Here is a 16,570-nt window from a genome sequence, read left to right on the forward strand (position 1 = left end):
ATCGTCCTCTCCAGAAAGCGGCCGCAGGGCGCGGCCGCGAGACCTGGAGAGGCGAACGCCATGACCGACCACAGCATCAAGGGCAAGACCGTCATCATCGCCGGCGGCGCCAAGAATCTCGGCGGCCTGATCGCGCGCGATCTCGCCGCCCACGGCGCCAGGGCGATCGCGATCCACTACAACAGCGCGGCCACCAAGGCCGATGCCGACGCGACGGTGGCGGCGCTGCAGGCCGCAGGCAGCAAGGCGGTCGCCTTCCAGGCCAATCTCACAACACTAGGCGCGATGGAGAAGCTGTTCGCCGACGCGGTCGCCGCGATCGGCCGCCCCGACATCGCGATCAACACCGTCGGCAAGGTGTTGAAGAAACCGATGATCGAGATCTCGGAAGCCGAATATGACGCGATGAGCGCGGTCAACGCCAAGTCCGCGTTCTTCTTCCTCAAGGAGGCCGGCCGCCACGTCAACGACAACGGCAAGATCTGCACGCTGGTGACCTCGCTGCTCGGCGCCTACACGCCGTTCTATGCGGCCTATGCCGGGACCAAGGCGCCGGTCGAGCATTTCACCCGCGCGGCATCGAAAGAGTTCGGCGCGCGCGGCATCTCGGTCACCGCGATCGGACCCGGGCCGATGGACACGCCGTTCTTCTATCCGGCCGAAGGCGCGGACGCGGTCGCCTATCACAAATCGGCGGCGTCGCTGTCGGGCTTCTCCAGGACCGGGCTCACCGACATCAAGGACATCGTGCCGTGGATCCGCCTGCTGGTGTCGGACGGCTGGTGGATGACCGGCCAGACCATCCTCGTCAACGGCGGCTACACCACGAAGTGAGGCGCGATCTCGGTCGCCCTTACCATTCGAATCGCGTGCCGACTCCGACGGATGTCGAGCCCTTCGCATCGACATCCGACTCGACGCGGATATGGCGCGTCACGTCGACATTGGCCGACACTCCTGACTGGCTGGCGCTCGCGCCCGTCCGCACGCCCACGCTCAGCCTGTCGCCGATCGCGCGCGAGGCGCCGACCATCGGACCGCCCGCTCCGGCGCCGACGTCCAGATTGTCGACCCCGAGCGAGCGGCGCATGCGGTCCACCGTTCCCTCGCCACCGCTTGCGAACTGAGCGGCGGCCCCGGCGAGCTGCACGGCCTGCGAGGTCGTCAGGCTGCCCGAACCCTTCTGAAAGAGAATGCGCGACAGGATCTCGTCCTGCGGCAACTCGGGCTGCGAATGGAAGGCGAAGACCGGCGCGGCCGCCGGGCCCGAGATTCCGACCTGCGCGGTGATGTCAGAGGCCTGTATCTCTGCCGCGAAATCGAGCTCGGGCGCGAGATCGCCATTGAAGGAGAGATTGCCCTTGGTGAAGGTCAGCGTCTTTCCGAGCACCACCAGCTTGCCCTGATAGAGCGAGAAAGCCCCCTTCGGAACCGGCGCGTTGCTCGTGCCGCCGACATGAACGGAGCCGCCGAGTTCTGCGGTTACCCCGCGGCCATGGATGAAGACGTGGTTCGGCGCCGAAACTGTCACGTCGAGCGCGGCGTTGAAGAGCGCCGGACGCTTCTTGTTGCCTTTCGGCGTCTCGGCCTTGCGCGCAGCTGCGAGCCGTGCAGCGGCCTGCCCCGAGGCGTTCACATGGTTGATGCCGTCGATCGGCTTCAGCGTCGACGGCAGGCGATCCGGAATATCGACGTTGACGCGAGTCAAGTCGACGCGACCGACGATCCGCGGATCGCGCGCCAAGGCGCCTGTGACGTCGATAGCGAGATTGGCCTGCGCGGTCGCCAGCGCGCTGGAAGCAAGCGTCGCCTGCTGACCGCGAATCGAGATCGTGCCTGGAAAACCTGCATCCGGGGCGACCCTTACCTCACCGGAGCCGGACAACGTACCGCCGTTGGGCGTCACCGCGGTCAGGCGCTCCACGACGATGCGCTCTCCTTCGGCGGTGATTTTCGCCTCGACGGCATCAAGGCGCGTACCGAGCATGCTGTCACGGAAGGTACCTCCGCTCATGGTGGCGACACCGCCGATCTGGGGCTTGGTACGTGTGCCGCCGACACGGGCATCGAGCGTAACGCTGCCGGACACGGTACGGCCGGAGGCGGAAAGCGCGGCATTGGCGACGGCGGCATCGAGGCGGCCCTTCGCGGTCAGCGCGATCGGACCCGTGGCGTCGAGCGGCACCGTGCCCGACGCCGCGATCGCTCCGGCTCCTCCCGCAGCAATTGTGGTGTTCAGGCTCGCACGGCTGCCATCTAATCGTCCGTCCGCGGCAACGTCGATCGGCGGCAGGCCGGCGCTTCTGGTCTGCGGCGCGGTGAGCTGCTTGACCGCGACTTTGTACTGGCCGGTCGGCGCGCTCATGGAGCCCGCAATGGCCGCTGACGCGTCGAGGGTCCCGCTCAGGCCCAGACCGGGTATCGCGACATCGGCCTCGCCGAGCGGGATCGCGCTGGCCATGGCCTTAAGGTCGAGCACCTGGCCGGCCTTGCCGTCCACCGTGAAGCGGCCGCGTCCAATCCCAAGCGCCAGATGCTCGATCAGCACCGTGCCATCGTCGAGCGTGAAGCCCGCGGGGCCCTGCAGCGCAATCGCTTTGGCGCCACGGCGCGCGGTGAAGCGGTTGAGATCGAACCGCACCCGCTCCCTGGTGGTCAGTGCACCCACGGCATCGAGATCGAATCCGGCAGCCTTGGCGGACAGGCCGATCGTGCTCGCATCGGCATTGCCCGCGGCCGCCAGCGTGACGTTTGAGACTGTCTGACCGCCGAACTCGGCACCATTGACCTGCGCATCAGCATTGAGCACCGGATGGCTGTAGAGATCGGCGCCATCGGCGCGCAGATCGAAACTGCGGACGGCCGCACCCGCGGCACGGATTCCCGCGCCCTTGCCGGCAAGCCGGATCGACTGTTGGCCGCCATCGGCCGAAGCGGCAAGGTCGAGTGAGGCCGAACCGGCGAGCTCTGTAAGGGCAAGCGGCGAGAGATCGGCGAGCGCCCCGGCTGCGAAGCGAATCTGCCCGCTGGCGAATCTCTGGGCGTCGATCGTTGCTACCCCCTTCAGGGATACCGATCCGATCGCGATGTCGACGGTCTTTGCGTGCCATCCGGCAAAGGCAGGAGCTGCGCGATCGTCGGGCTCCGACGATCGACGACTCAGCTGAACAATCCCGCGCGCCGGCTTGCCGTCGACGGAGCCGTCGAGCTTGGCCTCGACAGCACAGACTCCGTTGATGTCGTTGACCGTGGCGGCGAGCCCGAGATGCGGAATCGGACGCCGCATCGCGGTGGCACGATCCACCGAGGCCACGAACGAAACCCCGGGATGCGCGAGCCCGCCGGTCAGGCCGACGTCGAGAGCTCCCGCACCGGTGAGGCGAGCATCGGCCGCCGAGAGATCCGGCAGGTCCACACGCGCCGACAGGTCGCTCGAGTCGCGCGTCACTGTTCCTTTGGCGCGAACCGCAACATGGGCACCATCGATCGACGCGTCGCGGACCGTGTAAGTGTCGCGTCCGTCAGCAGAGATGTCGGCTGCCAGTGCGAGCCGCGCCCCCGCGAGCCCATCGAGCGCCGCAAGTCCCGTCGCAAGCTTCTCGCCGGCACCTGACATTCTGATATCGAAGCTGCCACGCTGTAAATCCGTGTCGAGATCGAGGCCGAACGCCACCGAACCCTTGAGCTTCAACCCGGCAAGGTCGGCAAAGGCGCCGAGGTCGGGCACGGTTCCGGTTGCCCGGCCATTCAGGCGATCGGCGCTGACATCGCCTGTATAGGTGGCCTGAACCGTTGATGTGCCGACCTCGAGACGCTCGATCCTGGCGCGGCCGCCCAGGTCCGTATCGCCATGGAGCACGAGCGACGCGGTGTTGCCGATCGCGGCCGCCAAACTCGCGTCGCGTGGCGCGATGCCGGAAGCGCGCAGGTTCGCGTCAAGGATGATACGCGTTGCGGGATCGCTGGCCTCGGCACGAGGAACGGCCGTGATCGAAGCATCAAGCGTCTCGACGTCTCCGTCCGGCAGATGAGCACCCGACAGCGCGAGCTTGACCGATGCTGTAGGAGCCTTGATTGGGCCGATGACGCGGCTGTCGAAGACGAGGCTGCGGATCGAGCCTTGGTCAGACTCGGTCACGTCGCCGTTGCTTGGCAAGGCGCGGATCGAAGCCGCAAAATCCACGACCTTGTCGGCTCGGAGCAGACCTTTCGCGTCGAGCCGCGCGAGACGGCTCGTCAGCGTCAGCCCGTCCAGGGCGACGCTGCCGTCGTCACCAAAATGCGTCGTACTGTCGAGATGGGTTTCGCCCACGAAGACCGGCGCGGCGATCGCCGGCAACAACGGTTCGAGGTGACTGGCAAGGCGCGTTGCGAGCACTCGGGCCGCGCCGTTTCGGTCAAGCGCAATCGTGCCGGTCGCATCGATCGTGGGGCCGGCCTGCAACTTCAGGGCACCGCGAAAGCTGTCGAGCGTGCCCTTGCCGCCCAGTGCGAATGTGACGGGCGGCTCGCCCGGCAGATGGCCGAGCTTCGACATGAGTCCGTGGGCTGGCTCGTCGAGCGTGACGTCGAGGGTAAGCGCATTTCCCTGCGGAACGTAGGCGAGAGCGGCCTTGAAGTGGCCCGGAAAATCCTTACGGGTGGCATCGAGGTTGAAGACGAGCCCTTCCGAGGGCGAGCCGAGCTCGGTATTGCCGGTCGCCGCGACACTCAAAGCTTCACCCAGAATCGACTGTCCCAGCGTCAGGGCCCGCAGGTCGAAAGCCTTCACCTGCACCTTCACCGGAAGGTCAGGCAGGGTCGGCTGATCGGACTCGGCGGCAGGCTGGTCGGACGGAAGCGGCTTTCGCCTGATCTCAAGCGTGCCGATCTCGAGACGGTCGATTTCCAGCCGCCCCAGCAACAATGCGCTGCGTCGCCAGACGAGGCGCGCCTTGTCGAGCGTCAGCCAGACACCGTCCTTGTCGGTGATGCTAACGTCGCGGACCGTTGCATCCGAGGACAGCACACCATCGACGGCGCCGACATGGACCTGGGTCGCCGGCGTCGAGAGCGTCCGCGAGACGAGACTGGCTAGCACATCCTGCTGGTTCTCGCCGGTACCGCCCACCATTCGGTAGAGAACGACACCAAGCACCGCGGCAGCGATGAGACCCAGGGCCGCGACGGCAGAACCGATAATGAACAGCCGTCGGATGCGCATCAGAAGGCTTGCCCAATGCTGACATAGATCGCGTAACGGCTGTCGCCGGGGCGAGGGTTCAGCGGTGTCGCAACGTCAAGGCGGATCGGGCCGACCGGCGTGAGATAGCGCAACCCAAGTCCCGCGCCGTAGCCCACATAGTCGTCGAAGCCTGGCAGGGACGATCGGGAGGCGGTGCCAAAGTCGAAGAATGGCACGAGGCCGATGGTGGGAGTGATCCTGACCCGCACCTCGGCGGAGCCCTCGATCAGGCTGCGACCACCCGGTGATTTGACCGAACATCATCGGCGAAATGGTGTTGAAGCCGTAACCGCGTACGGATCCGCCGCCGCCGGCGAAGAAGCGATGTGCGTCCGGAATCTGGTCGAGCGGCGCGCCCGCAAGCGAGCCTGCGGCCAACCGACCCGCCAGCACGTAGTCGGCCTGCTCGTCGAGCGCATAATAGGCCGAGCCCGCAACCCGCGCTTCGAACAGATCGATCGTGGAACCCATCAGCTTCGGATAGGCATTGACGGTCGCCGAGAGGCGCACACCGCGCGTGGGGTCGAGCGGATTGTCTGTCGTGTCGTAGCGGCCGGTCGCCGTGAAGCCGATCAATGTCGCATCGACCCGCCCCAGCACGTCCTGCGATTTCGATTGCTCGACCTGGAGACCGGCCTGCAGCGAAGCCGCCTCCGAAAAGCGATGGATCACGCCGAATGTGCCGCGCACCGTGTCGTCAGTGTAACCGCCGAGGTCGTTGTTGCCGACACGCTCGCGGAACGCAGTGGCCTCGATCAGTAGATCGTTGGCCGTACCGAACAAGCCCGGCTTGATGAAGGTGCCGGTAAAGCGTGCGCCGAAATCCGAGCCGCTCAGATTATTGAAGCCGGTGAAGGACGTGCCGTCGATCCGTTGCAAAAGCGAGGCGGACGCTTCGAGCCTCAGGCGCTCGCCGCCGCCGAATATGTTCCGATCCTCGTAGTAGCCAGCAATGCCGGGACCATCGACGGTGGAATATTTCGCCGAGAGGCCCACCGCGTGCCTGGGCCTTTCCGTCAAATCGATGAAGACCGGCAGATTGCCATTCTCATCGAGCTGGTCCGCCTCGCGGACGCGAATTCCCCCGATGGCCGGGATCTTTGCGATCGAGGTTTTCGCCAAGGCGAGCCGCTCTGGCGAATAAGGCTCGCCTTCCCTCAGGTAGACGTGCGTGGCCACTACTCTCGGATCGACGTCTCCGCCCGAGATCGTCACGGCGCCGATGCCGGCCTTGGGGCCCGCTTCGACCCGCAGCCGAAGGTCCATCGCGGCGGCGCCATGATCGACGGTGGCCTTGACGTCGGCGACCTTCGCGAGCGGATGTCCGTTGCTGCGGAACCAGTCGACGAGCTTCACCTGCGCGGCGCGCAGGTCGGCAGAGATCGCGGGATCGCCGGACTTCAGCGCAAACGCGCGGCGCGGCAATCCCTGCGGCGCTTGGTCGCGCGGATAGTCTACATCAACGGCACGCAGCTTGAACAACGGACCAAGTCGCGCGATGACCTTGACGGCCACAACGGTCCGATTGCGAAAGCTGTCGGCCCGGCGCGCGGCCGCGGCAAGCCCGATCTCGTCGAGGGAGATTGGAACTCCATCTATCGTCACATCGATCTGGGCGTTGTAGCGGCCAAGCCCCCAAAGGGCATCGAGCAGCGGATTGATATCCGCCTGCAGCCGGCGCGCGAGACCTTCCCCGTCCGGCGGCGGTTCCTGTCGAAGGCGATAGGTGCCGGCGGCATCGCGCAATGCCTGTTCGGCGTCGCTATCGTTCTTGCCCTCCGGCGTCTTGGCTTCGATCTCCAGCCGATAGGACAGCGTCGTGGCGCTGACCGGCGGCGGATCGTCGGAACCGAACAGGCCAAAGAAGTCGAGCGCGTGAGCCTGTTCGCACAGCGAGCAACCGACGACAGCGACGCACGCCGAACGCAGAACGCGCCGCGCTGCAGCGATGAAATACCTCCGCCTTGCCCGCCCCGGCAAAGGCGGCAGGCATCGTCGCACCACGATTTGCTTGATTGTTCCGCTCCGCCTGCCTGTTGACGCGACCCGAGTCTCTGCACCTCAGGTTCCGGCGATCCCCTGTCTCCGCATTCAACAGGCACCACACGCGAAGTTGATAGACTCATGATGGACAATGTTGGGCAAACGCAAGGGAACTTCGACGTTCGTCGCAGTTATCGACTCTCCGATGCGCGCCACCATCGGTTCCGGCAACCGCATCTTGCGGACAATCCGCCACACGCGTCATCACGATTCCATGGCGCTGATGCCGGAACCGTCGCCAGTTAAAAGCAGAGTGCAAGCTCGGCCGATCCAATCCGCAAATGCAGAGGGACAGGTTCAGGTCGGGCCGGCAGTCTGCTGCCGTGGCCGATCAACGCAGAGCCCGTCATCGGGCAACGCGTTGCGTGGGCGCATTAACCAATCCGGACCCTGCCACTGCTTTGCCCGACGGCGCACGCCCCCGCGGCCGTCGTCTTACCTCCCGCGTTTTTTATTACGCGGGACCCATGGGTGCGATCGGCACCCGGCTTTCCCTGCGCCCTCTGTTTCCGGAGTGGTGAAACGAAATGCAAAGCTCGGACAGATCATGTCGCGAGAGCGCGGAAGTATGACTCACCGGCAGCGCAATACATTCGGTGCCGTCCCGGCGAAGGCCGGGACCCATAACCACCGAGCGTGATTGTTGAACGATGTGGAACGACGAGTCCCGTTCACGACACCCGCCGCGGCCTATGGGTCCCGGCTTTCGCCGGGACGACGTGCGGAGAGAGCATGGACGGCATTCTCTCCGGTGTCATGCCCGCGCGTGCGAGCATCCAGTGCACCGTGACCTCTCGGCTCAAGCAGGACCGTCTCTCGAATACCGGATCACCCGCATGCGCGGTGATGACACCGAACACGCTCCGCGGCATTGCGCCGCGAGCCGCGCTGCGGCGCAACAATCAAAATGAGACTGCCCGTTAAGCCACCCAGCGCCGACGACATCCGCGCCGCGCCTGCCTTCGGCTAGCTTTGCCGGCAACAACCGGACGCCCATCAGCCTTCGCACGCCAAGTGGACGCCGGCGACAACACAGAGGGAGGAGCGCGATGTTGAAAGGCAGTTTGGGACTGATTGCGTTGAGCAGCCTGTTGCTTTCGGGCACGGCGTTCGCCCAGGAGAAGATCAAGGTCGGCGTCACCGCGACGCTCGAGGGCACCTACACGGTGCTCGGCGAGGACGGCATGCGCGGCTTCCAGACGGCGCTCAACGTGCTCGGCAAGAAGATCGGCGACAAGGAGCTCGAATACGTCGTCGCCTCGACCGACGCGACGCCCGACTCCGCAGTGCGCGCGGTGCGCAAGCTGATCGAGCAGGACAAGGTGCAGATCCTGCTGTCGCCGCTGTCCGGCGACGAAGGCATCGCAGTCAAGAATTTCGCCAAGACCCATCCGGAGCTGACCTTCGTCAACGCCGCCTCCGGCGCGCAGGAAACGACCTATGTCGATCCGGCGCCGAACTTCTTCCGCTACAACATGGACGGCGCGCAGTGGCAGGTCGGCCTCGGCAAATACGCCTACGAGACCAAGGGCTATCGCAAGATCGCGACCGTCGGCGAGGACTACTCCTTCATCTACACCCAGGTATTTGGCCTGGTGCTCGAGTTCTGCGGCGCCGGCGGCCAGGTCACCAACCGGCAATGGGTGCCGCTCGGCACCAAGGACTTTGCCTCCGTGATCGCCGCGCTGCCTGACGACGTCGACGCGATCTATCTCGGCCTCGGCGGCGCCGATGCCGTCAACTTCCTCAACCAGTATCAGCAGGCCGGCGGCAAGGCGCATCTGATGGGCGGCTCGATCATGATCGACCAGACCATCCTGTCGTCGAAGGGCAACGCCAAGAACGCGCTGATCGGCACCATCGCCGCCAGCGGCCAGGCCGATACCTGGGAGGATCCGGGCTGGCAGAAATTCGTCAAGGCCTATCAGGATGCCTTCCCGCCGGCCAAACGCTTCCCAAGCCCGTCGCTGCTCGCGACCAACTATTACGGCTCGACGATGGCGCTGATCCTGGCGCTGCGCCAGGTCAATGGCGATCTCTCCAACAACCAGGCCAAGCTCAAGGACGCGCTGGCGAAGATCGAGATCGACGCGCCGAACGGCAAGATCAAGCTCGACTCCAACCGCCAGGCGATCGGCACCAATTTCGTCACCGAGGTGGTCGATGACGGCAAGGGCGCACTGTTCAGCAAGGTCGTCAAGGTGATCCCGAACGTCAACCAGACGCTGGGCTACGATCCGGCGGTGTTCGCCAAGATCGGCCTGCCGAGCCGCACGGTCCCGGAGTGCAAGAAGTACTGACGTATTTGTTGCAGTGCAGGCTGAACGGCCGGGGCATGGTGCGCGGTTGCATCAAGAGCCCTGCTCGCCCTTGCTTTCCGCGGGCGGATGATGAACGCTTGTCGAAAAGACAAGAACATCCCGCGGGAGGGGAGGCATGAGCAGGGCGCTTGCCGTCTTCCACGGCCGGTTCGGTCGCGCGACGGTCTATCAGTTGAACCGTCCCTTCAACGTGCATGCGCACCGCGAAGGGCATCTGATTTTTCATGTCGGCGGAACGCCGGCGCAGATCGACGTTTCGGAGCAGCGGCTGCTGCTCAAGGACGACACCGTCGTCGCGGTCAACCCGTGGGAACCGCACAACTTTCTGCCGACCGACATGGACCACGGCGCGATCTTCTTCGTGCTTTATGTCAACGCCGAATGGTTCGCGCCGCAGCCCGCGACGGCACAGGGCCTGCGGTTCGGCCGCACCTTCTTTCCGCGCACCGAAGCGCTCGACCGGCTGATCCGCCGCACCGCAGCACTAGTGTGCGGCGCGCCGTCGCTGCGCAGCCTCGATTGCGAACTCCGGCAGCTGATCGACTCCTGCTACGAGGAGAGCTGGCAGGCCGCGCAGGATGCGCGCGCGGCGGCCGCGGTGACCGATTTCAGGGTGCGCAAATCGATCAAGCTGATGTCGGAAAGCCCCGGCGCCGAGATCGAGCTCGATGCGATCGCGCGCGAGGCCGGGCTGTCGCGGCCGCATTTCTACCGGCTGTTCCGCACCCAGACCGGCGTCACCCCTCACCTCTACATGAACACGCTGATCATGGAGCAGGCGCTCGATGCGCTGGTGGCGACCGAGACGCCGATCGCCGATATCGGCTTCGACCTCGGCTTCTCCTCGCAGAGCGGCTTCACCCGCTTCTTCGCCGCCAATGTCGGCATGGCCCCGACCGACTATCGCCGCGCCGCCAAGGTGTTGCGGCCGTGAAGGAGTTCCGGAGCGCACGATAAAAGATACTGTCGATCAAATCCTGAGCTTACGCCCTCGGTAGGATACTGGACACGCGGCCCGGCAGACGGTCGCGACCAGTGAGGGAACGCGACGGAGATGGCCAGGTTCATCGAACGCCATCCGGCCTGGGCACTGATCGTGATCATCGCGGTCGCGGTGCTCGCGTGGCTGGTGTTCGCGATCTGGCCGCCGGGGCTGGAGGCCGCGATCGGCCGCAAGCGCGTGTTCCTCAACGCGGTGCTGAACGGCATCACGCTCGGCGGGCTCTACTTCCTGGTGGCTAGCGGCTTCACGCTGATCTTCGGCCTGATGCGCAATGTCAACCTCGCGCACGGCTCGCTCTATCTGTTCGGCGGCTATGTCGGCTACGCGATCAGCAGCTGGACCGGGTCGTGGCTCCTCAGCTTCATCATCGCCTTCATCGCGGTGGCGCTGGTCGGCGTGATCCTGCAGCTCGTCGTGTTCCGACGCATGGAGGGTCAGGACCTCAGGCAGACCATGGTGACGATCGGGCTGTCGATCGTGTTCGCCGATCTGATGCTCTGGGTGTTCGGCGGCGACTTCTACCAGATCCAGACCCCGAGCTGGCTGATCGGCCCGATCCAGCTGCCGCTGCTGACCGCGATCAAATCAACGGGCGAACCGGTCTATCTGCAATACCCGTTGGTGCGGCTGGTGATCTTCGCTGCGTCCGTCGTGATCGGAATCGCGATGTGGGTGGCGCTCAACCGTACGCGGATCGGCATGATCGTGCGTGCCGGCGTCGACGACCGCGACATCCTGGCCGCCACCGGCGTGCGGATCCAGCTGGTGTTCGTGCTGGTGTTCGCGCTTGGCGCGGGCCTTGCCGGCATCGCCGGCGTGGTCGGCGGCACCTTCCAGTCGCTATCGCCGGGCGAAGATACGCGGTTCCTGCTCGCCTCGCTCGTCGTCGTGATCGTCGGCGGCATGGGCTCGATCCCGGGAGCGGCGCTCGGCGCCGTCATCATCGGCCTCGCCGAGCAGCTCGGCTCGGTCTACATCCCGACCTACGCCATCGTCGTCACCTTCCTGATCATGGTGCTGGTGCTGGCGCTGCGGCCGCAGGGCCTGCTCGCGAGGCGATGACAGATGTCGCTGCTCCAGAGCACCCAGTTCCGCCCCGATCCATCCGCCAACGCGGCCCGCCGCGCCTTCATCCGTGCCTGGCCGGAATTCCAGAACCCGGCGGCCTGGCTGGTCGCGCTGATCCTCGTGATCATGCCGCTGATCGCCAACGGTTTCTTCCTGATCGAGATCTTCGCCACCACGCTGATCCTCGGCATCATCGCGCTCAGCCTGATGTTCCTCGCCGGCTATGGCGGCATGGTCAGCCTGATGCAGCTCACCATCGCGGGCTTCGCCGGCTACATGGTCGCGGTGTTCGGCATCAGCGGCAACGCCAATATCAGCCTCGGCTGGCCGTGGTGGCTGGCAACCCCGATGGCGCTGGCGCTCGCGACGCTGTTCGGCACGCTCGGCGGCGCGCTCGCGGTGCGCACCGAGGGCATCTACACCATCATGATTACGCTCGCGATCGGCGCCGCGTTCTACTACTTTACCAACCAGAATTGGGCGATCTTCAACGGCCACACCGGCATCAACACCGTCGCGACGCCGCAGTTCTGGGGCGTCGACTGGCGCGCCGATATCGCCTTCTATTATGTCACGCTCGGCGTCGCCGCGATCTGCTACTTCGCCGTCCAGTATGTCTCGCGGGCGCCGTTCGGCCTCGCGCTGCAGGGTGTCCGCGACAATTCCCGCCGCATGGCGGCGCTCGGCTTCAACCCCAATGCGCACCGCATCGCGGCCTACGCCTTCGCCGCCTTCATCGCCGCGCTCGGCGGCGTGCTGCAGGTCTGGAACTACCGGCAGATCTCGCCCGGCTCGGTCAGCGTCGGAGCCTGCATCGACGTCCTGATCATCGCCGTGGTCGGCGGCATCACGCGGCCGATCGGACCCTTCATCGGCGCGCTGATCTTCGTGCTGCTGCGGACCTTCGCGCTCGACGTGCTGATCAAGTTCGGGCTCGACGGCAACCGCTTCCGGCTGCTGATCGGGCTCGGCTTCCTCGCCATCGTGTTCTGGTCGTCGGATGGCGTGATCGGCCTGTGGGAACGCTGGCGGCAGCGCAATGCATCCTCGACGCAACGTTCAGGCGGAGGCCGCCATGGATAGCGTCGCGCAGCGGCTGTCCGTGGTCGGCGCCGGCGCGGCGCTGGAACTGCGCGGCGTGACAAGGCTGTTCGGCGCGCTGGCGGCGCTGACCGACGTCACCATCACTGTGCGGCCGGGCGAAAGGCGCGCGGTGCTCGGCTCGAACGGCGCCGGCAAGACCACGCTGTTCAACTGCATCACCGGTGACTTCCCGCCCTCCTCCGGCACGATCCGCTTCTTCGGCGAGGACATCACCCAGTTCCCGCCCTATGAGCGGATCCGCCGGGGCTTACGCCGTACCTACCAGATCTCGGCGCTGTTCCCCGGCCTCACGGTGCAGGACAACGTCTACCTCGCCTGCCGTGGCGTCTCGCGTGGCCGGTTCTCGTTCCTGCGCCCGGGGCAGAACGATGCGCTGATGCACGCGACCGAAACGCTGGTCCAGGCGGTTCACCTCAGCGGCGTGAAGGACCAGCGCGTCGCCGAGCTCGCACATGGCCAGCAGCGGCAGCTCGAGATCGCGCTGGCGCTGGCCGGCGCGCCGCGCTTCATCCTGTTCGACGAGCCGGCGGCGGGGCTGTCGCCGACCGAGCGGCGCGAGCTGATCGAGATCCTGACTTCGTTGCCGGCGCATATCGGCTACATCATCATCGAGCACGACATGGACGTCGCACTGCGCGTCGTCGAGAGCGTGACGATGATGCACAACGGCCGCATCTTCAAGGAAGGCCTGCCGCGCGAGATCGAATCCGATCCCGAGGTGCAGGAGCTTTATCTCGGAGGCGGCCATGAATGACCGCCGCGCAATGCCCGCGCTCGAGGTGAAGGGCCTCGACGTCTATTACGGCCATTCGCATGCGCTGCAGGGCGTCGATCTCACGCTCGAGTCCGGCGTGTTCTCGGTAGTCGGCCGCAACGGCATGGGCAAGACCACGCTGTGCAAGGCGATCATGGGCCTCGTGCGTGCCAGCGGCGGTTCGATCCGGATTCGCGGCGAAGAGGTCACGCGGCTCAATCCGGCACGGATCGCCCGGCTCGGCGTCGGTTATGTGCCGCAGGGCCGCCGCCTGTGGCGGTCGCTGACCGTCGACGAGCACCTTGCGCTTGCCGGCGGCCTGCGGCGCGGCGCCTGGACCATCGAGCGAATCTACGACACCTTCCCGCGCCTCGCCGAGCGCAAGACCAACGGCGGCAACCAGCTGTCCGGCGGCGAGCAGCAGATGCTCGCGATCGCGCGTGCGCTGCTGACCAATCCGCATCTCTTGATCATGGACGAGCCGACCGAAGGCCTTGCGCCCGTGATCGTCGCCCAGGTCGAGGACATGCTGCTGCGGCTCGGCGATGAGGGCGACATCTCCGTGCTGGTCATCGAGCAGAACATCGGTGTGGCGACGGCGGTGTCGCGCAACGTCGCCATCATGGTCAATGGCCGGATCAACCGGATCATCGATTCCGCCCGCCTTGCAACCGACCGCGAGCTGCAGCAGCGGTTGCTCGGCGTCGGCACCCATGGCGCCGACGAGACCGACGCCGAGCCAGCACCGGCGAAGGCCGAAGCGGCCGGTGCCCCGCAGCCGGAACGCAAGGGGCCGACCCGCATCTACGTCTCCAATCCCGTGCTGCCGACCCGCTGGTCGCAGCCGGTGCCGATCGCCCGCATCGAGGCCGCCGCACGGACGCAGTCCACCGGGGTCACTCGGCTCGAGGAGGCAACCCGGCAGCGACGCGAACCGACGACCTCCCGAACGTCCGGGCCACCGGTCGTCCTCATCGTCGGCACGCTCGACACCAAGGGTGCCGAGCTGCGCTTCATCCGCGATATCATCGCCGGCAGCGGCCTGCGCACGCGACTGGTCGACGTCTCGACCAGCGGCAAAGCGGCGAGCTGCGATGTCACCGCGCAGGAGATCGCACTGAACCACGGCCGCGGCGGCTCCGGCGTGTTCGGCGCCGATCGCGGCGCCTCGGTGACGGCGATGGCGGAGGCGTTCGAGCGATGGCTGCGTCGCCAGGGCAATATCGCCGGGATCATCTCCGCCGGCGGCTCCGGCGGCGCGTCGCTGGTCGCGCCCGGCATGCGCGCGCTGCCGGTCGGCGTGCCGAAGCTGATCATCTCCTCGGTCGCGTCCGGCGACGTCGGTCCCTATGTCGGTCCCGCCGACATCACCATGATGTATTCGGTGACCGACGTGCAGGGTCTCAACTCGATTTCGCGCACGGTGCTCGGCAACGGCGCTCATGCGCTGGTCGGCATGGTTAAGGCGCGGCTCGATGAGCAGGCCGGCAAGCAGCGCAGCGCAGGCGCGAACCTTCCGGCGATCGGCATCACCATGTTCGGCGTCACCACCCCGGCCGTGCAGAAGATCGCGGCGGACCTGCGCGAGGATTTCGAGTGCCTCGTCTTCCACGCCACCGGCGTCGGCGGCCGCTCGATGGAGAAGCTGGTCGAGTCCGGCCAACTCGCCGGCGTGATCGACCTCACCACGACCGAGGTCTGCGACCTCCTGATGGGCGGCGTGTTCCCGGCGACCGAGGATCGCTTCGGCGCCATCGTCCGCAGCCGCGTGCCCTATGTCGGCTCGGTCGGCGCGCTCGACATGGTGAACTTCGGCGCACCCGACACGATCCCGGAGCGCTATCGGCAGCGCAAATTCCACATCCACAATCCGCAGGTCACCTTGATGCGGACCACGCCGGAAGAGAACGAGCGCATGGGCCGCTGGATCGGCGAACGGCTCAACCAGATGGACGGGCCGGTGCGCTTCTTCCTGGCCGAGGGCGGCGTCTCCGCGCTCGATGCACCCGGCCAGCCGTTCTGGGACCCGGAGGCCGACGCGGCGTTGTTCCGCGCGCTGGAGCGCACCGTGCGCCAGACCGGCAACCGGCAGATCATCCGCATCAAACGCAACATCAACGATCCCGAGTTCACCGCCGCCATCGTCAGCGCGTTCCGCCCCTTGCTCGGACGCGCCGGTGTGCGGCGGAGAGTGGCGAGGTGACCCATGCCCAGGTTTGAACGCGCAGCGCTGCTGAAGAAGTTTCACGCCATGATCGCACGCGGCGAGCCGATCGTCGGCGGCGGTGCCGGCACGGGACTGTCGGCGAAATGCGAGGAGGCCGGCGGCGTCGACCTGATCGTGATCTACAATTCCGGCCGCTACCGCATGGCCGGCCGCGGCTCGCTCGCCGGACTGATGCCCTATGGCGATGCCAACGCCATCGTCGTCGAGATGGCCGGCGAGGTGCTGCCGGTCGTGACCAGGACGCCGGTGCTCGCCGGCGTCAATGGCACCGATCCGTTCCGCGATATGGATTTCTTCCTCGACCAGCTCAAGGCGATCGGCTTTGCCGGCGTGCAGAACTTCCCGACCGTCGGCCTGATCGACGGCACCTTCCGCGCCAATCTCGAAGAGACCGGAATGTCCTACGCGCTCGAGATCGACATGATCGCGAAGGCGCATGAGAAGAACATGCTGACCACGCCCTATGTCTTCAGCGAGCAGGAGGCCGCCGCGATGGCGATCGCCGGCGCCGACATCATCGTCTGCCACATGGGCCTGACCACCGGCGGCACGATCGGCGCGCAGACCGCGCCGAAGCTCGCCGACTGCCCTGCCCGCATCGAGGCCTGGGCCGAGGCCGCGCTCAGCGTCAATTCGAACATCATCGTGCTCGCGCATGGCGGTCCGATCGCGGACCCCGCCGATGCCGATTTCATCATGAAGCAGACCCGCAACTGCCACGGCTTCTACGGCGCCTCCTCGATGGAACGCCTGCCGGTCGAGCGAGCGCTGACGGATCAGGTTCGCAAATTCAAGGCGATCGGCGCGCGCTAGCCGCCGTGACCAA

The 16,570-nt window shown here is 66.2% G+C and carries 11 protein-coding genes and 1 pseudogene; 9 read left to right on the forward strand and 3 right to left on the reverse strand.

What is annotated here, in order from left to right:
- The first annotated feature begins 60 nt into the window (after positions 1 to 60).
- Positions 61 to 834, forward strand: a complete 774-nt coding sequence (locus tag ACVMIH_RS20610; RefSeq protein ID WP_456863149.1) for an SDR family oxidoreductase — start codon at positions 61 to 63, stop codon at positions 832 to 834.
- 19 nt (positions 835 to 853) lie between these two features.
- On the opposite strand, the gene ACVMIH_RS20615 is transcribed toward ACVMIH_RS20610, so the two are convergent.
- The 3 genes and pseudogenes from ACVMIH_RS20615 to ACVMIH_RS20625 all read right to left on the reverse strand — a co-directional run.
- Entirely contained in the window at positions 854 to 5,203 is a 4,350-nt protein-coding gene (locus tag ACVMIH_RS20615; RefSeq protein ID WP_456863152.1) for a translocation/assembly module TamB domain-containing protein, read from the reverse strand.
- The gene (locus ACVMIH_RS20620; protein WP_456863155.1) at positions 5,203 to 5,433 is read right to left on the reverse strand and encodes a BamA/TamA family outer membrane protein; all 231 of its coding nucleotides are present in this window, start codon (positions 5,431 to 5,433) and stop codon (positions 5,203 to 5,205) included. The genes ACVMIH_RS20615 and ACVMIH_RS20620 overlap by 1 nt, the downstream gene beginning before the upstream one ends.
- Positions 5,434 to 5,542: 109 nt before the next feature.
- Positions 5,543 to 6,490 (reverse strand): annotated as a pseudogene (locus ACVMIH_RS20625) (autotransporter assembly complex protein TamA); the annotation flags it as partial.
- A gap of 1,509 nt (positions 6,491 to 7,999) precedes the next feature.
- Between ACVMIH_RS20625 and ACVMIH_RS20630 the strand changes: the two are divergent.
- From ACVMIH_RS20630 to ACVMIH_RS20665, 8 genes are all read left to right on the forward strand, one after another.
- Complete coding sequence (locus tag ACVMIH_RS20630; protein ID WP_057016883.1) at positions 8,000 to 8,191, forward strand: hypothetical protein; 192 nt, start codon at positions 8,000 to 8,002, stop codon at positions 8,189 to 8,191.
- Between the two features lie 125 nt (positions 8,192 to 8,316).
- Entirely contained in the window at positions 8,317 to 9,567 is a 1,251-nt protein-coding gene (locus tag ACVMIH_RS20635; RefSeq protein ID WP_057016882.1) for an ABC transporter substrate-binding protein, read from the forward strand.
- A 136-nt stretch (positions 9,568 to 9,703) separates the two neighbouring features.
- The gene (locus tag ACVMIH_RS20640) at positions 9,704 to 10,522 is read left to right on the forward strand and encodes a helix-turn-helix transcriptional regulator (RefSeq protein WP_016847806.1); all 819 of its coding nucleotides are present in this window, start codon (positions 9,704 to 9,706) and stop codon (positions 10,520 to 10,522) included.
- Positions 10,523 to 10,642: 120 nt separating this feature from the next.
- A complete protein-coding gene (locus ACVMIH_RS20645; RefSeq protein ID WP_057016881.1) occupies positions 10,643 to 11,653 on the forward strand; it encodes a branched-chain amino acid ABC transporter permease in 1,011 nt (336 codons plus the stop codon).
- 3 nt (positions 11,654 to 11,656) lie between these two features.
- Complete coding sequence (locus ACVMIH_RS20650) at positions 11,657 to 12,742, forward strand: branched-chain amino acid ABC transporter permease (RefSeq protein WP_057016880.1); 1,086 nt, start codon at positions 11,657 to 11,659, stop codon at positions 12,740 to 12,742.
- Positions 12,735 to 13,517, forward strand: a complete 783-nt coding sequence (locus tag ACVMIH_RS20655; RefSeq protein WP_016847809.1) for an ABC transporter ATP-binding protein — start codon at positions 12,735 to 12,737, stop codon at positions 13,515 to 13,517. Before ACVMIH_RS20650 ends, ACVMIH_RS20655 begins: the two co-directional genes overlap by 8 nt.
- Positions 13,510 to 15,720 (forward strand): Tm-1-like ATP-binding domain-containing protein, encoded by a 2,211-nt coding sequence (locus ACVMIH_RS20660; protein WP_456863160.1) that lies wholly within the window; start codon positions 13,510 to 13,512, stop codon positions 15,718 to 15,720. Before ACVMIH_RS20655 ends, ACVMIH_RS20660 begins: the two co-directional genes overlap by 8 nt.
- Positions 15,721 to 15,723: 3 nt before the next feature.
- Positions 15,724 to 16,557: a phosphoenolpyruvate hydrolase family protein gene (locus ACVMIH_RS20665; RefSeq protein ID WP_229191102.1), complete on the forward strand. Its 834-nt coding sequence runs from the start codon at positions 15,724 to 15,726 to the stop codon at positions 16,555 to 16,557.
- Positions 16,558 to 16,570: the final 13 nt, after the last annotated feature.

The sequence above is a fragment of the Bradyrhizobium sp. USDA 4503 genome (assembly GCF_054055815.1).